This is a genomic window from Pseudoalteromonas sp. MMG033 (assembly GCF_057197785.1).
In genome coordinates this window covers 1,046,253-1,072,433 of record NZ_JBXVAL010000002.1, presented here as the reverse complement: position 1 = coordinate 1,072,433, position 26,181 = coordinate 1,046,253, and the positions used below count along the sequence as shown (strand labels likewise).

The window sequence follows — 26,181 nt, the reverse complement described above, 5'->3', positions numbered from 1 at the left end:
GCATATTTTTGAGGAGTAAAATAAAAGAGTAAAACGCAAATCCTTTGTTTTACTCTTTTTGACATGGAAGTGACTTATTTATTCGCTTCTTTTGCTGCTTTTAGTTTAGCGGCATGATCTATCTTGTAATCTGGCATGTCTTTGTTGCCATGAATTAGGTAGTTATCCATCCAGCGCATCAGGCGAATGCTGTAATCATACTGCGCTGCGACTTTGCGGTTGCCATGACCTTCTCCAGGGTAATAGACTAAACGCACATCTTTACCTTGTACCTTCATATATCGATACAATTCCATGGATTGTGCAGGGTGTACGCGTGGATCATCTTTACCGTGCATAATTAACAATGGTGTTTTAGATTGACCAGCCCAGTAAATAGGACTGCGCTCAAGATACCATTGCCACTTCTGCCAAGGGTATGAGCGAGCGTGCACTAAAAACATCTCATTTGAAATATCAGTAGTACCAAATTTCGATAATTGGTTAGTCACACCCACAAACATGACGCTTGCAGCAAAATGCTCTGTTAACTTTGTCGCGCCCCATGCAGAAGCATAACCACCGTATGATCCACCTGTAATGCCTACTTTCTTGGTATCTACAAGTCCAAGGTCAACGAGGTATTTTTTCATATCGACTAAATCATCGAACTCTTTACCTGCGTAATCACCTTGGCCTAGTTTTGAGTAATCTACGCCTTTTCCGGTTGATCCACGGTAGTTAGGGTAGAATACCGCATAGCCACGTGCAGCACCCATTTGACCTGGATCTGAATAGCTTGTCAGCCAACCATTTTTATCGTGTGACTCAGGACCACCGTGAACAGACATGATCAATGGGTAACGTTTACCTTCTTGGTAGTCTAATGGATAAATAAGAACACCACCGATTTCGACCCCGTCTCTGGCTTTAAATGTCAACGCTTCTTGCTTTGCAAAGCGTTTGTTATCAAGCCAAGAGTTTGAGTTTGACAAGCGAGTTGTACGCTTTGAGCGTAACATATAGACTTCGTTAGGGTGCTTTGCCGTGTTTGCAGTAAGTGCTATGGTTTTATCTGAGTCTGAAACTGATAGCTTTCCGGCGATAAGCTTGCCATCTTTGATGATTTTTTTGTACTTCTTCGAGCCAACTTTAATTTGCCCTACGAAGCTCTCTGCACCGACATGGCCCACAAAATTAAGCGTGTTTTTACGATTAGACCACTCAAAATCACCAATATGGCCCATAAAGTTCGGGATCCACTCTTCGATTTCGCCAGTCTTTGCATTGGCTAAGAACAGTCTGCCTTTAGCTGGGTCATGCTTATCTTCTGCACCTAAGATCGCAATGTATTTGCCATCGTGAGAAAACTCAGCTTCACCTAGCTTTCCTTCGGTTTGGAAAGACGTAGTGATCTGCTTTGTTTTGGCATCCATAATATGCCATTGTGACTTCATATATTGGTCGTCAATGAGCGCGGTTGGCTGAGTTTTGACAAGTAATTTACTGGCATCATCAGACCAATTCACATCGCTTACATACCCTTGAACTGGGATGACATCAGGTGTGAGTGCTTTTTCACTTGGCTGCAAATCGATAATATGAAGCTGTTTATTTCTCAAACCAAGCTCATACACTTCAGCCATAAAGCCAAGTTTTTTAAGTTCTTTTTCTGAGCTATCTTTGGCTGGCATTGCTAACACAGCAACTTGCTTGCCATCTGGGCTTAATCGATATTTAGAAATTGATGTATCTTTTAATGCGAATACTTTTTGCGCTTCACCACCGTTTACTGCGATACGGTAAAGGGTCGTGAATTTATCCGTTTTTTTCTTCGTAAGAAAGTAGATAAACTGGCCATCGGCTGACCAAGCGATGCTTTTGATATTGACTTGACCAGTAATAAAAGGACGTTCAATACCCTCATCATTAACTAGGTGCAGCTCGTTAAAGTTTTTACCATTTTTATCTATGTACAATTCGCGCGGTACAGAGCGTGTGAATGCAACAGATTCACCATCAGGGCTGATTTGTGCACTAACGACTTTTTGGATTTTTGGAATGTCTTCTATGGTAATGGTGTCATAGTGAGCGCCAGCGAGTACGCTTGTGCTTACCAAGCCAACTGCCAGTGCAATTGAGGATTTGATCAATTTCATTTTACTAGCCTTGAAAAAAGGATTGTGAGGGACGTAAAACGTCGGGTAAAAAAATTCCCGCTATTTTACGATGAGCCCTGAAGAAAACCACTGTTTGCGATTAATCGTCTAAGGTATGCGACTAATCACTAACTTGAATAAATAATCATAATAGGTGAATGAGAAAAACACATATGCAATTGACCTTAAAGCGACACTCAGTCCAAAAGCCGAGCTATCAAAAGGCGTATTAGGTAGTTAGTTAATTGATCTTTTTGGATTAATTTGCTGAGAAGCGATATCTTGCCCCTAAATAGAAACGGCGACCATTTTGGTAAATAGCAGTTGGGGCGTATTCATTGCGATCGAATGTATATATGATCTCATTGTTTAAGTTTAAGAATTCAAAAATAAGGTCTAAGTCATCGTTGATTGAGAATGTAACACTGCCGTCAAGCTGTCCATAATCATCCATTTTTGTTTCGCCAATGCCTGTGGCAAATTGTGTTCTGTAGTTATATGCGAGGCGAAAGCTGACTGAACTATTTTCATAATATGCTGTGAGATTTGTGCTGTGTTTAGAGGTCCCTGGCACCCAGTCATCATTGCCGTTTAGTTGGGTGTTACGGTCTCCATCAACAAAGGTGTAATTCGCAATGACGCCAAAGCCATATGCAATTGCTTGCTGGTAACTAAGTTCAACCCCCCTGATCACCCCTCCCGCACCATTAATAGGTCTATCAATGGACATGAGAATTCCTTCATGTAATTCAAGCGCTCGATTGAATTCAATAAAAGACTCTACATCTTTATTGAATACCGCAATCGATGCCAGCGCTGAGTCAGTAAAATACCACTCTAAACCAAAATCATACTGAGTTGCTCTGTAAGGGTTAAGCTCCGGGTTGCCGCCTTGGCCTTGCGCTTGAGTTACATTGTAATTAGTGGAGGGCATCAAGTGGTGAAACTGTGCTCGAGACATAACACGTGCAACTGCAAATCGAGAAATCAGGTGCTCAGTTAAATCAAATTGAATGTTAAGGCTAGGTAATAGGTCGGTGTAGTGTTTTGATGTAGATTGCCAGTCATAAGTGTCTGTTGGTGAAGAAGCTGTGCGCTCATATGCCCCTGCTTTTTGCCAAGTAGAGACAACTCTTAGGCCCAAATTGGCTTTATAGCCTTCGCCAGCAAATTCAACCATGGCATAACCAGCAAGGGTTTCTTCTTCAATTGTGAAACGGCTGGTTTTTTCTTCTGTTTGAACAAAGTCTAAGGTTGAGAAGTCACGTGATAATGCATTGATATCAGCAAAGCTATACGCTTTTAAAGTATCGCTGCTTCCGATGCCGTCTAAATAGCTACTAATAAACTCATTTGGATAATCAGCCAATGTGGTATTGAGTTGGCCTGCCAAGCCATTAAGCCCACCATTTTGTGAACGCATGCGCATAAAATCACGCTTATGGCGTTTGTATTTGCCGCCAAACTTTAAGGTATGAAAATGTTGAAATGAAAGATCCCTGGTAAAGTCTTTTTGTAAAAAGTAGCCAGTATCGTTACCATCTTGACTATCATTACGCGCTTCACTGATAAACCATTTTTGTGGGGCCAGCGGCGATACGTCATACTGAGTTTTAATATTCTTATTTTCTCTAGTATCAAAGCTGTAATGGGTGTTTGCAGCAAATTGAGCCGTATTATCTTCACTTGTTCCGCCGCTGCCATGGGTATAGCCCACTTGATATTGAGCTTGCCACCATGGGCCTGTATAGAGCAAATCGAGGTGGATACTTTGGGTTTGTATTTGCGCTTTTCGCCAAATTGCTTCCATGCTGGTATTAAATGGTTGGCTTTGCGCGGGTGTAAGAGACGCGTGAGCAAGGGTATTATCTATGATTTGGTAATTGCTTATCGTGCTACCTGCATCTAATGCCTTTCCTGGTTGCCATAAAAAATTTTGGTTCGAGTTATCAGCATTGAGTTCAGAGTGTAAAAGGTGGCCTCTCAAAGTCCAAAGTTCATCAATGTGATAGGTGGCACTGGTGGTAAAACTGCTGAGTACTCTGTCCTGTTGGAAAACGGCTGAGCCTCCGCCACCCGGTGACCATATATTTTGTAAGTTGCTTGGTTGATTCGCTTGAGTATTTGACACTAACTGGCCAGCATCGTCTAGGTTGTAACTTCTTTCATGCCACCCCCAAGATTCCAGTCCGTCCCTACGCAAACTTCTGCTGTGATGATTTACCGTAAAGAGTAAAGCAAAATCACGCTGATCATTGATCCAGCTATATACGGCAGATAGTTGCGGGTCGTACTGCTGTGACAAATCATTGTATTGGAGTTGTGATGTGACAGATAACACGCCAGGATCTGAAAAAAGAGGGTCTAGGGTTTTAATATTGATGGCACCACCTAGCGAGCCTTCATCTTGATTTGCTTTTGGTGTTTTATAAACCTCAAGGCTCGATACGATATCAGCGGGAAGTAGAGTGAAATTGAAGCCCCTACTAGGTAGTGACGATATCCACCAGTCTGCTGAAGCTAGGTATTGTCCATTTAGATAGGTGCGATTTTGTTCTGGGGTTGTTCCTCTGACGCCGATACGTTCACCTTCCCCTTGTACTCTTGAGAGTGAAATACCTGTGATCCTTTGTAAGGCTTCCGCAACATTTTTGTCTGGGAATTTACCAATTTCTTGAGCACTGATGCTGTCTGAAACTTGATCACTAAAGCGTTTTATATTCAATGATTTGACAACGCTGTCATGGAAGGCGCGAATTTCTATTCTAGACAGGTCGTTTTCAGTTCTCTCTGAGGGCTTTTGACTGTGCGGTTGGCTTTGGGCTTCTTGATCAGCTTTGCTGTGGGCAAAGGGTATATATAAAAGCAAAAGGGGAAGAAACAAATGACAAATACGTTTCATGACCATTGTTTCCTACTCCTATTCTCAATTAACGTTCGGGAAACTTTGCTTTTATATTTCTATTTAAGTGCAACAGAAAGTACTGTAAAGTTGCGTTTAGGTAAAAAAATTTGTCCCCATCATAACATAGTATGATCATAATGGAATAGTCGTTATGTGCAGGGCCATGTTACTTAGGCTCGTTTTTTTGGATTGGATCAGTAAATGCAGTTTGAACGCTTTCTGTTAAATGATGTTTTGATAGATGCCCAAAAAATGAGTGTCAAAGTGGACGGAATATGGCGGCCACTTGAGCACAAGCAGCTTGCATTGATAAGGTTGTTAATTGAAAAATCTCCTGAACCTGTCAGCAGAGATGAGATAATTAATCAGCTATGGCCAAATCTTGTGGTTAGTGACAACTCTGTCAGTCAACTCGTGGCACAAATTAGGAAAACGCTTAATGATACGTCCAAAGAGCCTACCTTTATAAAAACAGTGCCTCGCCTCGGTTATCAGTGTATTGCTATTGTTGCAAATGCGCCAACATTAGCCCAGAGGGCAAATTCTCCGCAAAAGAATATACCAATTAACTGGCTTGTTTTGGGGGCCTTTCTTGGCTTTATTATTACTTTTATCGCTTTGTTTGATTTTAATATATTTAAATCTACACCAAAAATTAAATATATCTCTAGGATTACTTCTTCTCCGGGGGCCGAAGCTTATTTAAGTTTTTCTCCTAATGGTCGTTTTTTGGCTTATAGTCAAATTGTAACAGGTCAAAGTCAATATGATTTGGTAGTGCACGATCTCCAAACAAACTCTTCTCATACAATTAAATCATCAGGTTATAGTGAACAAGCACCGAGTTGGTCTGAAGATGGAAAATGGCTGTTATATTATCGATATAGCCCATTTAGTTGTGAGGTAAGAGGTTTGTCCGTTCATAATGCCATTGAATTGTGGCGTTTAAATCGGGATGTATCATTATTAGAATGTGATAGCGCACAAGTTCCTCAAAAAGTAATATTAAATAAATCTGGTCAGCTCTTTGTAAACGAGATGAGCCAAGGGAAAAAGGGGATAGTGAAATATAATATTAATATGGACGATATTAATAATTTATCATTTTCAAAAAAAGAGATCGTTGCTCAAGCTGAGACTTATCGGTCACGCGGTGACCAAATTATCTATAAGCAAGATTTGCAATGGTTACAAGGGACTATTGGTAAAGACGGTGAGATCAGGAAGACTGGGCTAGTTGAGGTAGGTGATGAGCCGTATTTTGGCTTAACTGACGGAAGTTGGTTGAGTGCTGGTAGCGAGTTAAAGTTACATTCACCCGGTCAGCAGAGCAGCACCTTGTATAAGCCTTATGGCGAAATATCTGAAATTGCCATTAACAGTGAAACCGGCTTAATAGCGCATACAGAGGGCAGTGCCGAAGTTAATCTCTATGAGTTTTCTATCACATCTGATACGTTTACGGCCGTTTCTTCAAACTCAAGAATTGATACACAGGCCACGATTTCAAGTGATGGAATGCAGGTGGCATATGTCTCAACGACACCACATGCTGACCCTCAAATCACACATGTTGAAGTATGGCTAAAGCACCGTTTTAAGTCGAGTCCTAGTCTTTTAACAAGTTTACTGAAAAAGGATAAACCTAAGCTGCTGCTTTTTTCTCCTAATGGTGAATACTTAGCTATGCTGAGCGAGTCTAATACACTATTTATAATCAATACCTTTTCAAAAATCCCTCGTTCGGTGATTAAGGAAAATCAAACTCTGCAGAATATATACTGGTCAAACGATGGAAAGTCATTGTATTTTAAAACAATAGAAGAGAAGCGTTCTCAGTTTTGGAAACATGATATAGCTAGCGCGAGTAATACGCTTCTGCCTGAACTAGAGCAGCCCCATACGGCATTAATTAATAAAAATAAAAGCTTTGACTCATATATAAATGATATCGGGGTGTATTTATATGAAGTATTACAGGGAGAAGTGCCGCTTCATCATCTTTCTTATTCTTTAGAATTATATCGCCCTGCAATATACAAGGGTGGTATTTATTATGTGGTGAGGCAAGGGCATCAATTATCATTGTTTAACTACAACATAAAAGAGCAGACTAATGAGTTTATTTCTGATGTTGGGCTTTATCTATATGATGTGAATGTGGAGCTGGGGTTGAGTGCAACTAGTGATGGTGAATATATTATAATCAATCGAATAGAAAATCTGGAAATGGATATTGTCCTTCATGAGTTTTTAACGGATTAGATGTGTTTTTGTATTACTTGTTGCAATTAGCTAACTAAAAGTGCAGTGTAAGAGTACGCTTTTAACGTAATGGTGTACTTATGAAAAGAATAAAATGTGTTATCGCGTTACTGAGCATAGTGCTAATTAGTGGTTGTGCTTCGCCTAGTATAGGGCTGAGCAATCAGGTATCCAGTGAAAATGGTATTGTATGGGGCAGTATGGTGTATGAAGGCAATTACGCTGATTATCAGGTCCATTTTAAAAATATTAAAACTGGGAAAAAGCATTTTATATCCTTAAGCACGAGTGTGAATGAAGCGGGCCTTTTCTCTATTGAACTCCCTGTAGGAAGATATATGTTCACAGGGTGGCAAGTAAGTGATCAGTTCATATCTGTTAATAAAATGGGCGAAACTGAGCATAACTTTAAAAGCACATCAGGCAAGTCTACTTATTTAGGTCAGATACACTTTTCAGCGCGGGACATCACAGAGTCAAAAAAAACGGACATCGAAGCGTCTTTACGTAATCGTTATGCATTAGATATGGAGCATTGGCAAGCCTCTTTTGCGGACTCGGGTCTGCCAATACAAGGTGAACATTACGTCGCAGCACAGAGCACTTTGTGCCAATCTTGTACTCTAACAGTGACATATACGCCCGCTCAAATACGGTAAGTTAAGTCATATTATAATCGGTATTGTAAACTCCAAGACTTTGCAGCGAGAGTCGAGTGGAAGACCAAAGCTGCTCATAGTCTTTTATAAACTTGCCAGATACGTTGATCCCAATAAGCAAATTTAAGAGCGCCAATGCCTTTTGTTCGATGTCATTATCGCTGAATTTTCCCTGCATGTTTGCCGCATTTAGAAGCCGCTTGAATCGAGTTAATACTGCATCTACGCTACTTGATAATGGCGGGGAAAGAATATCATTGCTGCCCACGAGCTCAATAATACTGTTGATCATCAAGCATCCTTTTGCTTCTTTGTCTGTCACTCTCGCAACGCAAATATTCTGAAAGACAGTACACATTTCTTTCAAGATATCACTTTGCTCATTGATTTGGTCAAAGGCACAAAAAGGAGAGTGAACATAGTAACGTTTGAGCACTTCTATAAAGAGAGATTCCATTGAGCCAAAGGAATGGTAGAAGCTAGAGCGAGTAATACCTAACATTTCTGATACTGCTTTTACGGAGCAGTTTTGATATCCCTGACTCCAAATTAAATGCATGACCGAATCAACTGCTTGGTCACGGTTAAATGCCTTATTTCTACCCATAATCCCTCCACGTACAACTTGAAATTTATTGTACACCAGTGGACAAATAAAAACTAACTCATATATTGTACACATGTGTACATTACTTGTTTTTAGTAAAACCAATAACAAAGGTTAAAGGAGATATAAGATGATAAAACGGTTTTTTTTAGTGCTATTAATGTATTTGAGTTGCACAAATGGGCTCCAAGCATATTCAGCAAGTGATAAGTTACCAGCTCCTGTCATTGATGAAACACTGCAGATTGAGCGTAAAAGTGTAGATGTAAAGCATTCTTTTATGTCTTACTTAGAGCTGGGGGAAGGTAAAGCTGTAGTTTTCGTGCATGGTAACCCGACATCGTCTTACTTGTGGCGCAACGTTATGCCTTATGTTGCAAAGTCTCACCAGGCTGTGGCGGTAGATTTAATTGGTATGGGGCATTCAGGAAAGCCAGACATAGAGTATAACTTTAAACAGCAATTTCGTTATTTCAGCCGCTTTATTGATGAGCTAGAACTTGATGAAATTATTTTAGTTGGGCATGACTGGGGCGCGGCTATTGCGTGGCATTATGCTCGTAAAAATCCAGAGCGGGTCGCAGCATTAGCATTTATGGAAGGGGCTTTGCCACCTCTCATGCCTGCTGATAGCTTTGATGCGTTGGGGCCAAATATGGGCCTTTTTTTGAAGCGATTAATGACCCTGTAATTGGTCACCAACTTGTTATTGAACAAAATATCCTAATTGAGCAAATGCTACCGTCTTTGGTAAATAGAACTTTGGGTGAAGAAGCGATGTTAGAGTATCGCGCGCCTTATGTTGATAAAGCTGACAGAAAACCTTTACTTGCATGGCCCAGACAAATACCTATCGCAGGCTCCCCTCGCCATACTCACAGAGTTATGAAAGGGATCGAACGATTTATGTCAAAAACGGATATGCCAGTTTTATTACTTTATGCATCTCCTGGTTCAATTACTCCTAACGCATTGATCCCCTGGTATGTTGAGCGAATTGAAAATATTGAAACCGCGTATGTAGGGGGTGGTTTACATTATATTCAAGAAGATCAGCCCAAGAGTATTGGCCTTGCTCTTGCCGATTGGTTAAGAAGGCTTGATTAATAGCCTAGTTGTGCAGCTACGACACTGCACAATTATGTCTGTTAGCGGTGTCTAATCGCTATTTATTTATAGGGCTTACTTAAATTGGTTATCCGACTCGGGGAACAAAAGCCGTCGTTATCTTAAAAAGCTATAAACAACGCCTTTGACCCCCATTGATTAGTGAAGGTCAATCGTTGTATTAATTACGCTGTAGTCTTTCGCAATCTGGATATAATGCGTCTGGTGTTGGCCTATTAGAGAAAGTAAAAAACCTTGTAATCGATAGTCGTATAGTACCAAGTCATCAAATTCTACAAAAATTGACCAATTTGGAGCCTTATTCGATACCAAACTGATGCTATACAGTGAGTTATCTTTTCTGACATCAATTTTTGAGACTCGAAACCCTTCCAAGTTAAGCTGATGAGATTCATCAGTAAAAGAAAATGGCGTGTTCAAGATTGTTTTATTGATCACTATCGATTTCAAGTCACTGCGCGACTTATGCTTTACATAAATTGTATCAGGCTGCTTAGTGAGTGCTGAAGAGGTTGCTATCAAGTCTTTGAGTAAATCAGTTTGGGGTTTAGAAAGGGGATTGTCTTGCAAATGAACCACACCAGCAGAGGCAGAGCTCATGAACAGGAAAAGGCCAGCAAACATAATGCATTTAATTAATCTAATCATCTATCAGTACAACTTTTAAAAACCGCAAGCGTATTGTTTTTAATGTATAGCGACAAGTGGATATTAATACAAAAAAGCCTTCGTTAGACCATTAAGTTATTAATATAAAATATTTATAAATTTTATATACCATGCTGGGTTTTAAGGGAGGAATATAAACTGACAATGAATGCTTGCTTTTTGTCAGAAGCGGTCATTGAAAAAATAAAAATCAACGAATCTGGTTTGGTTAATTATCTTAGTTGAAATCAGTATCGCAAAACGCATTACATTCTGCACTAAAGCACCGCTGTTTAAACTAGTATGTTTGGCACCTTTCTAAATCACTACTCCAACTCATAAACTACTCAATTTTGTAGATAAATGACAAATGTCATGTTTGTTCATGACATTTGTCCATTACTTATATCTAGCGCTTTTTTGATAATGCTCACACCAATAAAGTGCTAGAGGCTAATATGAATCATTCACTAACTATTGTTTTAATTTTATTTACCACTATTTTGTCAAGGTTGTGCCAACTTTGCCTGTCAGCAGGAAATAAGAGAAGTCAAAGATTTTGACAGTATTATTGTTGGTGGACTTGCTGATGTCTTTATCACTCAATCTGAGCATCAACAAGTCAGAGTATTCGCCCGAGGCATACCCATAGAAGATGTCATTACACAAAGTGAAAATGGCACTTTAACCGTGACTACACAGGGCTACCATAGTGGTGAGTCGGTAAAAGTTTATGTGACATACAAGCATTTAAAAAACATTAAAACCTCAGGTTCAGCCACTTTAACAGGCGAAAACCAATTAATTGCAGAACACGTCACTATTGTGACTACAGGATCTGGCGATATAACAAGCTTATCCTTAGCAGCAAAGCAACTCAGCGTACAAATTAACGACACTGCCAACGCGAATCTTGTCGTTCAGGTAGAAAACTCAAACATAGAAATGAATGACGCTGGCGACCTTGATATTCGGGGAGTAGCTAACCATCAGCAACTGCGATCTAACGGTTCCAGAGGCACTTTGAACAACACTCAATTAAAACTTAACTAAGAGCAATAACCGGAGAAAAGTTATGAAAAAGTGTTTTACATATCTGTTCGTATTTTTAATTAGTTCTGGTTTAGCGTTGGTACTAGCGTATAACCACAACTTGTACACGTGGGAAAGCCCAAAACAAAATATATGGATCCAAGGCGGCACTTTATTTGATGCCACCTCAGAGTTTGCAAGAAGTAACCCAGGAATATTAGTAACCGATGGTAAAATCGTTTGTCTTGGAGAAAGCTGTAATATTACAGAAAAAACCTTGGTAGTTGACGCTACGGGAAAGTCAATTATGCCTGGCCTAATTGATTTACATGGCCACTTCTTTGGGGGGAAGGAGCAATCCAAACATGACAACATGCTAAATACAATTTGGGATCAACTTCGTTTTTTACCCAGTGTAAGACAAGACCTAATTCAAGCTGGCGTAACCAGTTATCGATCTTTAGGAGACATAGCGCCAGCTATCTTTGATTTAAAAAAGTCATTGTCTCAAGATAAGTTAGCAGGCCCTCGATTATTTATCGCGGGTCCAATTTTTACTGTTGCAGGTGGTCATCCCACTCAACGTAAAGACATTCCATCTTGGGTTTTAAAACAAATGACTTTTCAGTCAGATTCTCCACAGCAAATCACAGCAAAAATCGAACAGTTAATTTTACAGGGGATTGACGGTATTAAGGTTGTTTATCAAGGTCACACCGACAGTGTTAATGATATTGAAATGCCTCGAATGTCTCAGGAAACACTGGCTACTATTACTTCGCTTGCAGAAAAAAACGGCCTTTGGGTGGCGGCGCATACCGGTGGTCAAAACGAAACAATCGACGCGATTCACACAGGAGTGACCAGTGTTGAACACGGTATTCGGCATGGAAACATCATTCGCCAAGAGACGCTTGATGTTGTTGCTAACAATCAAGTGACTTATGTTCCCACGCTCGGTCGAGAGCCCAAGGGTCATTTAAATATCCCTCACCTCGCCCAATCTAATGTTATGCTAGGAATTGGCACTGACTCGCCGGTAAAAGAACATGGTCAATATAGTTATCATATGGAGTTAAAGCGTTTAGTTGATGCGGGTTTTAGTGATACTCAAGCCATCATCGCAGCGACAAGAAATGGTGCAATTGCCCTTAAAAAATCAACGCAACTTGGGACCATTGAACAGGGAAAATTTGCTGATATCCTTATAATCAATGGTCGCCCATGGGATAATATTACTGATATAGAGAAAATCGACACCGTCATAATCAACGGCCGTATTGGGTATTCCATTAATTAAGTTGACAGAAAAAGGCTTGTAATAATTGATTATATCTAGCAGATGTTTATAAACATACAGAGCTATATAAGCTTTAATTTGTTACAAACTATTCAATACTAGTAATTACTACCGCGTGAGGGCTTAGGCCCCTCTATTTGCATTACTTGTCATTTGCGATGACTAAGGCGGATATTATAGGATTGAGCTGCGTTCATGACTACTCGTTTTATCGACGTCCGCTTTCTAATCTTTATCGAAGTTCAGCGATATGCCAGTTTGCGCCGTTAATTAAAGTTCGTCTAATCTAAAATACTAACAAAAAGCTGTCGTTCACCAAACTAGGTTACGGATAAGCAAGGATCACAAACTTATTCCCAATGTGTATGTTGTTAGTGCAAATTCGAACGTTAAATCCGTTTTATAAGTAGCTTAATACCTTCATGCTCTGTAATTTCGGAAAACGGTTTTTCATCACCTAAAGTAAACTCTCTGTATTTTATAAATGCTTTTTCTTCAAACCCCAATTTATTCTTAAAGATATGTTGAGAAACATTTCCAGTAGCTTCAGCTTGTGCAAATTTGAACCCCTTATTCTTGGCCTCGTTAATGCACTTAGATATCAATTTGTCTACGACCCCTTTCCCTTTAAACCTATCGTTCATTGCGACAAACTTTATATTTAAATAAGTATTATTTGGTAAAGTTTCACCTTTAAAATAGCGATTATTGAGTACTGTTATCAAAGTCGCAATTGGATTATTTGGCTCTTTGTCATCGGTATCAACTTTATTCAGGGTCTCGGCCAGATCTGAAGCCAAAATAACGCCAATTACTTTGTTCGTTGTTAACTCTTTGGCTATAAACCCCAATCCGTTGTCTGCACAATGCTGAGTTAGACCCAAGATAAACTCAGAAAACTCCTTTGGTGGCGCATTATTTGCTCCAGCCAATGGCTCTCTTTCATTAAATGTAGCGACAACCAGTCTAGCTGTTTCATGTATATTTTGACTATGAATATTGTCTACTGAAAAATTAAAATGCATAAATTAACACACTAGTATGAGGTTATCTTGTGCAAGAGTATAAATAGGCAAGATTCGTTTTTCCATGAGATTGAAACAAATAAGACCTCTACAGCAGGTTTTTCCTAAACTCTTTTGGGCAAGCGCGTGATGTTTTAAAGTTGGCTTTCGACACACTGGTGTTAATGTGCATTTCTCAAGTTCGCAGCTTACTACCAGTTAAATAAAGCTCAACCCTGTGCGCAAAACGCTGGTTCAGATATAAGCGTTTATAACTTAGAGTTGATCAAGGAACTGTTCAATCTGACTTGTATCCCATTGCCTTTTTTGTGCTTGTTTAAATGCGTTTTGAGCTATTTCAATCGACTTTGTTTTGTCAGTGCTTTGGGTGAGTTTTGCTTGTAATAAAAGTAACTCAGGGTCATTTTCATCTTGCTCAAGTGCCATCTCGAGCCACTGGGTTAGGCTTTCTCCATCACTTGGGTGTTTATATAAATGCAAACTCAGTGCTTTAGCGGATCTTTTATCGTGAGGAGCAGAGCGTTTAAACCATTTGGTTGCCTCATAGGGGGCAAACAATTGGCTATGTTTATCACCGTACAAAGTGGCTAATTTGTATTGGGCTGGTGAAAAGTGTTGTGCACTGTGTTTTAGCCAATTTAACGCCACCTCAAACTGTGTTTTGTCATGTGAGTTAGTGAGTAGCTCAACGGCGAGCTTGTACTGTGCAATAGGCAGGTTATTTTTTGCAGCGGCAAGCAGTATAGTTAAGTAGTCATTATCGTCTCGCCAGTGGTATTTCAGTAATCGACTGGCGTTGTATTCGTTAGAGCTTAACCAGTTTGCGATGTAATACTGTACAAGCGCATTACCTTGCTCGGCTGCATCAATATGACGTCTGATCTGAGCTTTATAATCTTGCTGCTGAAACGCCAAAGTCCGCTTGTATTCTTTACCCTTATAGGTTGTGAAGTGATAAATCAGCGAGTGATTTTTTTTGGCTTTGCCGGGCTTGTAGCGCCAAACTTTAACTGCGTTAATTAAAGATGAAGCGAAGATATTCTTAGGGTAATCATCAATCACAACGATGTTTTTAACAACACCGGTTGTATCAATATCAAATTCAAGCCAAACCCAGCCTTCTATCCCTTGTCTTGCGGCTTGCTCTGGATAATCAGGTTGCTTATCAAAAGTTCGTTCGGATGAGGGAGACTGTGTGCTTGTTTTGCTGAAGTCAGGCTGGTACTTCTCACTTAAGTATTGATAGCCAAATAGGCTTTTTCTTTGTTGCAGTGCTTGCTCTAGCACCTGTTTGTCTGCATATTGAGATGAAATTAGATGTGCTGTTTTGAGTGCCTCAGCAATGCCGTATTCGGCAGCGATTGCAAACCAAGCATGGGAAATTGATAGGTTTTTTTCAGTGCCTTGGCCATGGAGTGACATTACGGCTAAGTTATAAATGGCGTCGCCGTTACCGAGTTGGGCCAGCTGATAAAATTCGTCGTAGGCTTTGACGTAGTTTTGTTGCTGGTAATAATGTGTCGCAGTAAAAAGATCCGCACGACTGCTAGTTGAGAACAGCGCCAAAATTAAAATGATTAGTTCAATAGGCCTGACATGCTTCATGCTGATTAAAGTGGCACCTTGTGATAATTACCCAACCTACATCAGGCGTTATGTTACGTATTTACTATATTAATTTATGTACCTAAATGACCGATTCTACAGCTTTTACAAACAATTACCATATCTCATAGTACAAGGTGTTTAAAAAGAAAAGCTGAAGGCCTACATTCGTAGGCTTCAGCTTAAATCTCCTGGGCAGGGAGAGGCTTTCCTTGCCATATGCCGCTGTGTTTACAACGAACAAGGTGCAGAACTTGTGCAAACGCTTAGTTTTTACAAGTCTGCTTTTTTATTTAAAAGTTAAATCGAACACCAGCCACGAAGCGTCTACCATCTGCATAGACACCAGTAAGTGCCTGCTCAACACCTTCCTCTTGATAGCTAAATGTATGTTCATCGGTTAAATTGATAGCTTCTAAGACGACGGCTAAGTTTTCATTGATGTTATAAGTTAGGTTTGCATCAATTTGACCATAGGCGTCAATGTAACCAGGCCAATCATTACCTGAGTCATATCCTGAGCGGTGGTTATATGAAATACGGCCGCTGAGCGAGTCGTTTTCATAATATGCACTTAAATTGACTGTGTGCTCAGAGTTACCAGGAATAGTCACGTCGTTACCATCTTTATCTTTGGCTTCACCGTCTACATAGGTGTAGTTGGCAGAAATACCAACACCTTCAAGCAACTCTTGTTGATAGCCAAACTCTAAGCCTTGAATTCGTCCTGCGCGACCATTTGAAGGACGACTGATCCTAATTGGGGTATTTTCATGTATCTCTAATGCAGGCGTACTGTCTAAGAATGATTGAATATCTTTATAGAAAAATACCGCCGAGAACAGTCCTGCTTCGTTGAAGTACCATTCAATACCAGTATCGAATTGCGTTGCACGGAATGGATCTATATCTGGGTTACCACCTGTGCCTGTTTGAGTTTCAACGTTATATGAGGTTGAAGCTGTCATACTGGCATAGTCTGGACGAGACATTACTCTCGCTGCACTAAAGCGCATAAGTAGATCATCACTTAAGTCAACGGCGAGGTTAATGCTTGGTAGTACATCAAAATAGTCTTTGTCTTGTGTGGTCCACGTTTCAAGACCTGTTGCACCCGCAAATGCAGATGACTCTTGCTTGGTGTGTACAAGCCTTATACCTAAGTTACCACGCATACCATCTGCATCTATGGTTGTTTTAACATAACCTGCTAGTATGTTTTCTTTGATGTCAAAAGTACTGGCTTTTAAAACTCTATAGTTCCAGTTAAGGGCATCACCATCTTGGCGAACTCTATCTGAGTCAGTAATGGCATAAGAACGTAATGTACCAGATGAACCCAAACCAGAGAGGTAGTCACTCGGCATCGCAAGGGAGTAATCCTCTAAGCTCCAATTCAGGTCAGTGCGTGAATCTGTGGTGTTTTTGGTATTAAAACGGCTATGATCACGATATTTTAAGCCCATTTTTATTTCGCTGAATACGGCAACATCAATAGGGCGTTTAAAGTCAGCTTGGAAATAGCTTTCGTCATCTTTTGCATCATTGTTGTCGTAACGCAAAAAGCCGAGGTTCCATTTTGTGCCATCTTTCGGATCTGCACCGTAAGACGTTCTGACATCTTCTGCTTGCGAGGTATCAAAAGAATGAACGTAGTTACCAACCCAGCCTACAGAGCGATCAGCTTGTGAACCACCAGAGCCTTCGGTATAACCTAGTTGATAAGTGGATTGCCAAAGTTCGCCTTCGTGCTCGACCTTCAAGTCATATGCTTTGGTTTTAAGCTTAGAGTTTCTGACTTTTGTTTCGTTTAGGATATTTGTACCGTCTGGAGATAACCCCATGGTGCCACCGACAACCATTTTTCCGACCTTATTTTGGTCAATGATTGTGATGTCTGTGTATTGAGCGCCGCCACGCTCAGGTAACCAAAGAAAGTTTTGGTTTTCATTATCCGCGTCCAGCGTTGAATCTAATACATTAAATGAAATATCTGTTGCGTCACTGGGGCGATATTGCAGTGCAAGTGTGATGCCTGTTCTGACACGTTCTTGAGAGAACATAGCAGAGCCACCACCACCTGGGCTATATACATCTTCATGCACGGTGCCATCCGCCATGGTGATGTTTCTGTCTGTCCAGCTCCAAGCTTCAATACCATCACGGCGCAGATTTCGCTCCTGTCTAATCAACGACACAAGTGCGCCAAATGTTTCATCATCGTTTTTAAAGTTATACATGATGGACGCTTGCGGATCCGTTTCGCCAGAGACTTCGCTGTGCTGGGCTAACAATGAACCAGCTATTTTGTTCGCTTCTAAATCGAGCGGTTTTCTTGTTCTAACAATGATTGTGCCGCCGATTGAGCCTTCATCAATGTCTGCCTCAGGTGACTTATATACCTCAAGACCAGATACAATCTCTGATGGCAGCATTGTATAGTTAAAACCACGACTCGCAGCTGAGTTAGTCCACCAGTCCGTTGAACCAACGGCTTGTCCATTTAACAATGTTCGGTTTTGGCTTTCACTTGTGCCTCGAATACTTACTCGCTCACCTTCACCAAAGCTTCTAGTAAGAGAAACCCCAGTGATCCGTTGAAGTGATTCTGCGACGTTTTGGTCAGGAAATTTACCAATGTCTTCTGCTGTCACTGCGTCTACTATTGCATCTGCATAACGCTTAGTATTGAGCGATTTAACAACACTGCCACGGATACCTCGAACTTGGATAACTTCCACTTCTTTTTGATTTGAAACAGCGCTGTCATTTTGTGCAAACGCATAAGGTGAAAAATACAAAGTAGAAGTCATTAAAGCTGAGCTTATTGCCAGCGACAACTTGTTTTTATTGTTGAACATGATACCAATCCCCTTGGATGAATTTTTGAACGTAATCACTTAAATGTAACTTTGTGCAGTTGAAATTTAACAACATGTCTGCTTGTTAAATCTTGAAAGTGTGTGATTAGTTGTGAAATAAATTTTTTATACTTTTAAATTATTCTTAATACTTGATTTAAATACTTATTATTTTGTTTGTTTATCGTTTTTTATCTAAATAAGTAATTTTAATTTTTAATTTTTATGTGTGATTTTATTTACATTCACAACTAATTATGTTGAAAGGGTAAGATGTCTAGCCTGAACTAGAATTTGGTCGCTTATCGCTACGACTTTATGAATTGCGTTTTACGTAAGAGTGAAAGCGATTTTTGGTAAGTTAACTATGCGCGGTTAATTTTAGTTTGCTTACCTAGTAAGGCAGTCATATCGATTTAAGGTGTCTTGCTGTTATATGTGGAAAGTGGGTTATGTGCTACTTAAAAGCAGGACGCAATGTGATACTTGATGGGAAGCGGTCGGTGTTTCGAGCGCAGAAAAGCAGTTCGACAATACAACTTGTCATTAAAAAGTGTAAATTGGGATGACTGAAACAAAGCGACAGCCCCTTCATGAGAGAAGGGGCTGTATCGAGCTATATCGTGCTATAAGCTCTTTTTAGGGGGCAGAGCCACGTTGGCAAAGATTAGGCCTGCGACTAGCGACATAAAGATTAAAAAGGTCTGCTGACCAATATGATCCGCCATGACAAAGCTCTGCCCTTCAATTAAGGAATTGAGGCCGATGTATGTTTTAGAGCCAGGGACTAATACAATTAAGCCTTTCATGGTGACGATTGACGCTGGCGCGTTCTCAACGCGATTAAAAATATTACTGAAAATACCAACGGCAAATGCACCTGCAAACGTGCCTAAGGCATAATCAAAATAAATAGCTGCGCTGACTGAAACAGCATAAGCAATAAACCCAGACGTAATACACCAAGGTACATGCTTTAATTTGGTTTTGAATATAACAACAAGACTAACGCACAGCAGAAATACCGCTAACCAAGCCGTCCACTTTGGCAGGGGGTCAGGTTGAACAAAATTAACTTGTCCAAACACGTAAAAGCCAATGCTAATGCCTAAAAAGGCGCCAAAATACAGTTTAAATAACAGCATAAAGGCATCCATAACCCTAGCTGTACCCGATACCAAGTGACGAGCAGAAAGTTCTGCAAAGCCTAGTGCTAACGCCAAACCAGGAATAAACACAATAATTGCGGATAGCACCACTAACCGGATATTGAGCTGTGGATCGAGATAAGCTGAGACAGCACAGGCTGCAAATGCAGAAGCGATGGCCACCATAGGTTCAAGCATATGCGTAACACGCTTGGAGTGCTCAGACCAAAGGATAAATAGGTATACCAAAATTGAAATTATTCCAGACCAGATCACATCACTCCAGCTTGTGCCCATAAGCATCGCAAACGCACCGCCAGAGACTGCAAATGCCAGTGCCATTTGCCACCTTGAATATGGGGAGTCTGCGTTTTGGATCTGCTCAAGGCTTTCATCAGCTTCAACGATTGTGAGCTCACCAGCCAGCATTTTATTTACGACGTCATCAGTATTGGCAAGGGAGCCTAAATCATGATCGCCCGGTTCAACTCTGGCTACATGGGTGTACTCTTCTTCATGTCCATCAGTCCAAATTACAAAAGTAACAGAGGTCGGAGACATGACAAATGAAGACTTTAAACCAAGGTGAGTGGCAACTTCCATCAAGTGCGCTTCTAAACGAAAGGCTGGGGTACCATATTGATGAAGCATTTTGCCAAGCTTAACAATAAACTTGCGCTTTTGGGTAAACGTCGCTGAGTTCAACTGTGCAATACCTAATAAATAGTTGAGAGGTTGAGGGCAAGCCCATAAACTTAAGTGTTGGTCACTTAAATCCCAAATTATGTAACTTATGATACCGCTAAATTATGTTGTAATTTTGAATACTCTGCGCAAAAAAAACTTGGGTAAAAATGCCTGGTTAGGTCTATTCTCGCGGCGTACTCTGTCTAAGAAACAGTAAAGACATTACTCCTATCCCATTTCTATAAAGCTAATGATAAGTTACGCCGCGCATTCTAACCAGTTTTGCCTGATTTTCAACGCATTTTATTTGCGTTTTTTTCTTCAATCCACTGTGACATATATTGTGTGCTGCGCAGTGTATGGTGTTTGAGCATTTGACCGAAGAAATTGTGCGTTCGATGAGAAGCAAGATTTTTGGAGTTCAGTGATTTTGTTTATTAAACGGGAACTTAATTCTTTTTTGTCATACCTATCATGTAGAATTTTAAGACCATTATTTTGTGCTTGATGAAAGTCTTGCTGATTTGTATATAACGAGACAGCAGCCTCAATAAAGGCTTCATCACAGGTTGCTATTGCGCCATGCCAAGGTAAGTCACCATGCATGCCTTCTGCACCAACTTCCGTGGTAACACAGGGAGTTTGAGTTAACATGGCTTCCAAAAATTTCCCCTTAATGCCTGCGCCAAATCGAATAGGGGATAAACAGACGCGACTGTTTTTCATTACCTCTAATGCATCATCTGCCCAACCTTTGACTAAAAACCCAGTTTTAGGGTTGTTTAAATCCGTTGCTTTTTTAGGGGGGTAAGAGCCATAAATATGTAATTGTGCGTCAGGCAGGCGCTTTTTAATTGCAGGCCAAAGCTTTTGCAAATAAAGAACAGAGTCCCAGTTAGGCGCATGGCGAAAATTACCAATGGTCATGAAATGTTGGCGTTCTTCAAATGATGGTAGCTCACAAGGCAGTGAATCCAGGTCGACCAAAAACGGTAGGTGGACCAAAAGTGCAGGGTTGATGTTAAAAGTTGATTGTAATAACTCATATTCATAGTCTGAGACAATGAGGGATAAATCGCAGCGAAGTATTGCGGCTATTTCTCTTTTCGCCAACTCACTATCCAACAGAGAGTCTAGATTGAAATCAACTCCGGCTTTTACAGCTGCGTGTCTTACACCTCTTAAGCACTGTAAGTCTTCAGTGTCCAAAATTTTGAGCGCTTGCGGCGCAAACTTATCAACACGCCAGCCAAATTGTTCTTCCATCATAAAACGGTCAAACATCACGATATCAGGAGCTAGCGTCTCGACATACCTATCAAAACTACTGCAGTTGAGTGCTATTTGCTTACTGGATATGCCATAGCTTGATAAATCAACCATATGGTCTGTTTGCTGTGCAGGGCTTGCAAATTCAACTTGCCAGCCTTGCGATGTAAAAAACTGAAGCAAAGAAAGCATATGCATGCCGGCAGCCGATGAGTTAGGCTCTGGCCATACATAGCCAATAACTAAAACTTTATTCATTTAAGAAGATGATTCTCGTATTTGTAAGGATATATCAACCAGTGTTCTGACTGGCGGTTGTGATTTGTTTAGGATCTCACTCAGTGCTTGGCAAGTTCTTTTACCTATGTCATTGGCGTCAATGCGCACCGAAGAAAGGGCTGGGCGCATAAGTCGCGAATCAGCAAGGTCATCAAAACCAATGACTTTTACATCTTTTCCAGGCACTAAGTCATGCTCTCGCATCGCTTCCATTACACCGTAAGCGATGACGTCACTGAAGCAGACAACAGCTTGAATATCAGGCGCTTGATTTATAATCTCGTGAAATGCATCTCGGCCACCTTGGCGGTTGGTCGGCGCTTTAATTTCATATGACTTAACGGGTGAAGCATGTGCGGATATTGCTGAGCGAAAGCCACTGACACGTTCATGATAATCTGATATGTCGTCGGTACCACCTAAAAAGGCAAGAGAAGTCAGCCCTTTTTCTAGTAAATGCTCTGTGGCTAAATGGGTGCCTTTTTGGTTGTCGGGTAAGATACAAGGCGCATCAGCAAATTGTATTTCACGCATGATATTGATGACAGGAAACCCAGTTGATACCAGTTGGTTTACCCACTCTTTAGTTGTGCCAGGCGCTGGCACCATAACAAAAGCGGAGACATTATATTCTTTTAGTGTGTTGACCACTTGTTGCTGGCGTTTGAAGTCTTCACCAGTATTGACGAGCATCGGGACCATACCAAGAGCATAAATATGCTTTTCTAAACCAACAGCAAGTTGTGCCGAGTAAGGGTTGGTTAAGTCGTTGATAACTACAGCCACTAAATTAGAGCGTTTGCTGCGTAATGCCGCTGCATCACGGTTGTAAACATAGCCAAGTTTCTCAATGGCTTTAAGTACTTTTTCTTTACTTTTGTCACTTACTTTGTCGGAGTGAGTTAATACGAGAGAAACAGTAGATTTGGAAACTTGCGCTTCTTTGGCAACATCAAAAATTGTTATTTTTTCTGGTTTTTTGTCGTTGTTCATAAGTGCCTGATCGCATACGTTGTGCTGATGACGGTTGCATAGTTTAAACCTATCAACTTCGACTCTGCAACTTACAATTCAATTGTGGAGCTTCTGTATAAAACAATAGTCTAAAAAACAGCTTTTTGACTTTAAAATGTCTCTAAAATACTGCACTGGACCAAAAATAAAGATATGATGTCCCGTTGTGGCTATTTGACTAGGACTACAGAAGTGATAATTATCAGGGCATTAATTCTATTTGTTAGCGCATGTATGTTAAGCGGTATCGGGTACGCCGATGCATCTACCTACAAGCAACCCTCAGCTGAGATGGCTGAGTTGATACAACATCATAGTGTTCCAGAAGCCCTAGTGAATTCACAAGGTAGTTGGATGGCGTTACTTACTGAGCAAACAGAGGCCCATTCAAATACGTCAACGTCTCATCTTCTTGGTGTGCACTTTAATACAGCCACTAATTTGCATACTGATTTGCCAAGATATTCATCTTTATCGTTTAAGCACATAGATACTGGTGCAGTGCTAAATGTTACGGGCGTTCCACAAGGGAATATCGTACACCCCACTTGGAGTGCAAATGGCCGATATCTCGCGTTTGTGCTTGAAACCATGACGAGTGCACACCTTTGGATTTATGATATCAAACGCCGTAAACCAAAAAGCTTATCGAGCTTTGCGCTGAATGGCTTCGCAATTAAAAAACCATTTGAGTGGCTTGCTGATGGCTCAGGCCTGATTGCAAATATAAGAGTGAACCTGTCACACAGCAAGGACCATCACAAAGTAACATCTGATACGGAAACGGGGCCATTGGTAGTGACTTCAACGGTCAAAATAGCAGAAGTAGACAACGAGGGATTCAGTGCAGCGAAGCAGTCTCAATTTATGCAGTTTGCACTTGGGCAGTTGTATAAAGTTCCTTTAAATGGCAAAGCAGTGGCAATTGGGCAGCCAGCGTATTTTAGCGAGTTTAAGTCATCGCCAGACTCAACGAATTTGATCGTGGCCATGATAGATGTGCAAAATTTATCAGATATGTCAGAACAAGATTTTGATAACCAAAGCTTCAGCGTTTGGCAGATCTGGGGTATGCGAGGCGTGCCCTTGTACGAGGTGTTTCGTCCAAAAAGCACACTCTCTGAGCAAGACATACTGGCTCAGCCATTTGTAGACTCGACAATTAAAAGAGGCTTTCAATGGCGTGCGGATAAAGGGGCTACGTTAGTTTGGGCACAGTCTGAGCCAGATGATGATAATGAGAGCTTATATAGTATCTCAGCACCGTTTAGACGCGATCCTAGGCTGTATACAGACGTGGAAGGGCGCGTGTCTAAAATCATTTGGGGTGATAACCAACTGGCGCTTATGGTGATTGAATCTGAACAAGATAATAAATCCTACTTTTCTTTTTCTCCTTTGACACCTGAACGCGCGAAAGTCAGGTTAAGCTTGTTTGATGATATGGGGTCAGGTGAGCAGCGCGAACTTGTTATGACAAAAAATGAATTAGGCGTTCCAGTTGTTAAAGTGGCAGGTGGACGATATTTATTTTTAAAGGGCACAAAAAGGCAAGATGGTGTGGATGTGCCTTACCTAGCAAGATTTGATGCTCGCGGCAATCTAATAACGCCTATCTGGCAATCTAGCGCACCCTACTTTGAGCAAGTGATTGCTGTGTTGGCAGATGATGGTATGCAGTTTGTGACACGCAAAGAGTCTAAAGACAATCCGACGAATTACTTTTCTCGCAATCTCACATTTGATGTTGTGGAGCAGCTAACAAAGCATGCCCACCCATACCCCAGCATGCAGCCGATCCGCAAAGAGGAAATGCAGTTTAAAGTGGGTGGCGGTAAAATGATTAAAGGTGATTTTTACCTTCCTAATAGTTTTGACCCAAGCTTAGGGCGCATCCCATTGGTGATTTGGCTAAATAATGGAGAACAAAATAAAGCCAACCAAGAAATAAACTCGCCGTATTTATTTCCTGAGCTTAATGCAATGAATGGCGTCCCATTTGTTCATGAAGGCTATGCTGTTTTAAACTTAAAAAACATGCCTGTTTTGAGCGCAAAACTACAGGGTCAGCAATTAGATAAACAACTGCGTGATGCTGCTAAAGTGGTCATTGATACATTGGTATCACAAGGTATTGCAGATAAAAGTAAAATTGCTATCGGTGGCCATGGACTAGCAGCAACGAATGTCATGAAATTACTAACGCAAACTGACATGTTCGTTACGGGTATTGCCAGAAGTGGCACATATAATCTAACACTAGCGCCATTTATATTTGGTGATGAAGCGCAGAGTTTATGGTCTCAGCAAGATAAGTATTTGGCAAACTCTCCATTGTATTTTGCTCAAAACGTGAAAAGCTCTGTTTTATTGATGCATGGCTATCGAGATCGTCAAGTGGGCAGCTATCCGGTGCAGTCAGAAAGAATGTTTAGTGCGTTGAACGATCTCGGAAAAACAGCAAGGCTTGTGTTGCTTCCCAATAGTGATCATACCTTTAGCGATGACAAAGATTTACTGCATATGCTATATGAGCAACAGCAGTGGTTGAAGCTGCATTTTGACCCTTTACCAGAAGTTGAAGAAATGGATCAGGTGCCTGAGGCGCTGCGTTTTGAATTACCCAGCGAGCAAGAAACTGAGTTTGAATACCCTTCACCTTGGGGTTAGCAAAAAAGGCCCAGAATAGGGCCAACTGCAATTGATATTAATGCTCTTTGGTGGTTATCGAGCTGCCTAGTGATGCCCCGATAACTAAAAAGATGGCAACCCATTGCCAGAATGAAAGTAGCTCTCCCAAAATCAATAGTCCTGCCAATGCGGCGATAGCTGGCTCTAAGCTCATCATGATGCTAAAACCTTGTGCTGGCATGTTTCGTAATGCCATCATTTCTAAACTGTAAGGCAGGGCGCTCGATAATATGCCAATGGCAAGCCCTAATGGGATCAGCGACCAATCCAGCAGTGCACTTCCTTGAGAGATAACGCCATAGGGAACAACTGCAAATGCCGCGATACTCATTCCCAGAGCAACAGCCATCCCACCTGAGCTTTGGCCCCCTGTTTTTTTACCAAAAATGATATATCCAGCCCAACATGCACCAGCGACAAGTGCAAGTAGAACGCCAATGGGGTCAAGGCCATCGACTTCGTTCATATTTGGTAAAAGCAAAAAGATACCCGCAATGGCCAGCAGTACCCACAAGTAGTCTCTTTTGCGTTTGGAAGAAAATAACGCGACAGCAAGTGGTCCGGTAAACTCAAGTGCCACACCAATTCCAAGGGGAATACGAGCGATAGCATAATAAAAGGTTAAGTTCATAATACCGAGACATAGGCCATATAGAATAACAGGTCGCCAATTTTTCGGTAATTTCCGCCAAGGTTTAAAAATCAAGCACAGTATCAATGCCGAAAAGCCTAGACGATATGCAGTGGTCCCTTCTGGTCCCACATGAGGAAAAAGTTGCTTTGCGATTGATGCGCCTGACTGAATAGTGATCATGGCGAGTAAAAGGCATGCAATTGCATATAAAAAGCGTTTATCTAAAAGTTGCATATTTGACCTACCAATGTGAGAAGGGCGCTAGTCTAAAGGGTTACGAGCTATC

At 40.9% G+C, this 26,181-nt stretch carries 17 protein-coding genes and 1 pseudogene; 7 read left to right on the top strand and 11 right to left on the bottom strand.

The annotated features are described in order from the left end of the window. Nucleotides 1–74: 74 nt before the first annotated feature. Nucleotides 75–2,138 (bottom strand): S9 family peptidase, encoded by a 2,064-nt coding sequence (locus tag AC2CZC_RS25675; protein WP_484585183.1) that lies wholly within the window; start codon nucleotides 2,136–2,138, stop codon nucleotides 75–77. Between the two features lie 259 nt (nucleotides 2,139–2,397). After that, a complete protein-coding gene (locus AC2CZC_RS25670) occupies nucleotides 2,398–5,040 on the bottom strand; it encodes a TonB-dependent receptor (RefSeq protein ID WP_484585182.1) in 2,643 nt (880 codons plus the stop codon). 204 nt (nucleotides 5,041–5,244) lie between these two features. On the opposite strand from AC2CZC_RS25670, the gene AC2CZC_RS25665 reads away from it, so the two are divergent. Further along, nucleotides 5,245–7,308 carry a winged helix-turn-helix domain-containing protein gene (locus tag AC2CZC_RS25665; RefSeq protein ID WP_484585181.1) on the top strand — a complete coding sequence of 688 codons (2,064 nt, stop codon included), beginning with the start codon at nucleotides 5,245–5,247 and terminating at the stop codon, nucleotides 7,306–7,308. 80 nt (nucleotides 7,309–7,388) lie between these two features. Next, nucleotides 7,389–7,967 (top strand): hypothetical protein, encoded by a 579-nt coding sequence (locus tag AC2CZC_RS25660; protein ID WP_484585180.1) that lies wholly within the window; start codon nucleotides 7,389–7,391, stop codon nucleotides 7,965–7,967. A 1-nt stretch (nucleotide 7,968) separates the two neighbouring features. Here AC2CZC_RS25660 and AC2CZC_RS25655 read toward each other — a convergent pair whose 3' ends face one another. After that, on the bottom strand, nucleotides 7,969–8,574 hold the full coding sequence (locus tag AC2CZC_RS25655; protein WP_484585179.1) for a TetR/AcrR family transcriptional regulator: 606 nt from the start codon (nucleotides 8,572–8,574) through the stop codon (nucleotides 7,969–7,971). A gap of 130 nt (nucleotides 8,575–8,704) precedes the next feature. Between AC2CZC_RS25655 and AC2CZC_RS25650 the strand changes: the two genes are divergently transcribed. Together AC2CZC_RS25650 and AC2CZC_RS25645 are read left to right on the top strand one after the other, a co-directional pair. Continuing rightward, nucleotides 8,705–9,265, top strand: coding sequence for an alpha/beta fold hydrolase (locus AC2CZC_RS25650; RefSeq protein WP_484585178.1), 561 nt, complete (start codon nucleotides 8,705–8,707; stop codon nucleotides 9,263–9,265). An 86-nt stretch (nucleotides 9,266–9,351) separates the two neighbouring features. After that, nucleotides 9,352–9,681 carry a hypothetical protein gene (locus AC2CZC_RS25645; RefSeq protein WP_484585177.1) on the top strand — a complete coding sequence of 110 codons (330 nt, stop codon included), beginning with the start codon at nucleotides 9,352–9,354 and terminating at the stop codon, nucleotides 9,679–9,681. Nucleotides 9,682–9,840: 159 nt separating this feature from the next. On the opposite strand, the gene AC2CZC_RS25640 is transcribed toward AC2CZC_RS25645, so the two are convergent. Beyond that, nucleotides 9,841–10,350 (bottom strand): hypothetical protein, encoded by a 510-nt coding sequence (locus tag AC2CZC_RS25640; RefSeq protein ID WP_484585176.1) that lies wholly within the window; start codon nucleotides 10,348–10,350, stop codon nucleotides 9,841–9,843. Between the two features lie 540 nt (nucleotides 10,351–10,890). Here AC2CZC_RS25640 and AC2CZC_RS25635 point away from each other — a divergent pair. Both AC2CZC_RS25635 and AC2CZC_RS25630 read left to right on the top strand, forming a co-directional pair. Continuing rightward, nucleotides 10,891–11,403, top strand: coding sequence for a GIN domain-containing protein (locus AC2CZC_RS25635; RefSeq protein ID WP_484585779.1), 513 nt, complete (start codon nucleotides 10,891–10,893; stop codon nucleotides 11,401–11,403). 22 nt (nucleotides 11,404–11,425) lie between these two features. Next, entirely contained in the window at nucleotides 11,426–12,682 is a 1,257-nt protein-coding gene (locus AC2CZC_RS25630) for an amidohydrolase family protein (RefSeq protein WP_484585175.1), read from the top strand. Nucleotides 12,683–13,071: 389 nt separating this feature from the next. Here AC2CZC_RS25630 and AC2CZC_RS25625 read toward each other — a convergent pair whose 3' ends face one another. From AC2CZC_RS25625 to AC2CZC_RS25600, 6 genes and pseudogenes are all read right to left on the bottom strand, one after another. Next, entirely contained in the window at nucleotides 13,072–13,707 is a 636-nt protein-coding gene (locus AC2CZC_RS25625) for a GNAT family N-acetyltransferase (protein ID WP_484585174.1), read from the bottom strand. 255 nt (nucleotides 13,708–13,962) lie between these two features. Further along, the gene (locus AC2CZC_RS25620) at nucleotides 13,963–15,312 is read right to left on the bottom strand and encodes a TonB family protein (RefSeq protein ID WP_484585173.1); all 1,350 of its coding nucleotides are present in this window, start codon (nucleotides 15,310–15,312) and stop codon (nucleotides 13,963–13,965) included. A 293-nt stretch (nucleotides 15,313–15,605) separates the two neighbouring features. Next, nucleotides 15,606–18,173 (bottom strand): TonB-dependent receptor, encoded by a 2,568-nt coding sequence (locus AC2CZC_RS25615; RefSeq protein ID WP_484585172.1) that lies wholly within the window; start codon nucleotides 18,171–18,173, stop codon nucleotides 15,606–15,608. Between the two features lie 626 nt (nucleotides 18,174–18,799). Then, a complete protein-coding gene (locus AC2CZC_RS25610) occupies nucleotides 18,800–20,026 on the bottom strand; it encodes a threonine/serine exporter family protein (protein ID WP_484585171.1) in 1,227 nt (408 codons plus the stop codon). Nucleotides 20,027–20,301: 275 nt separating this feature from the next. Beyond that, nucleotides 20,302–21,535 (bottom strand): annotated as a pseudogene (locus tag AC2CZC_RS25605) (glycosyltransferase). Beyond that, nucleotides 21,536–22,549, bottom strand: a complete 1,014-nt coding sequence (locus tag AC2CZC_RS25600) for a LacI family DNA-binding transcriptional regulator (protein WP_484585170.1) — start codon at nucleotides 22,547–22,549, stop codon at nucleotides 21,536–21,538. Between the two features lie 213 nt (nucleotides 22,550–22,762). Here AC2CZC_RS25600 and AC2CZC_RS25595 point away from each other — a divergent pair, with 213 nt between their 5' ends. Then, entirely contained in the window at nucleotides 22,763–25,240 is a 2,478-nt protein-coding gene (locus AC2CZC_RS25595; protein WP_484585169.1) for a S9 family peptidase, read from the top strand. A gap of 37 nt (nucleotides 25,241–25,277) precedes the next feature. Here the strand turns inward: AC2CZC_RS25595 and AC2CZC_RS25590 are convergent, their stop codons facing one another. Continuing rightward, nucleotides 25,278–26,129: an EamA family transporter gene (locus AC2CZC_RS25590; RefSeq protein WP_484585168.1), complete on the bottom strand. Its 852-nt coding sequence runs from the start codon at nucleotides 26,127–26,129 to the stop codon at nucleotides 25,278–25,280. Nucleotides 26,130–26,181: the final 52 nt, after the last annotated feature.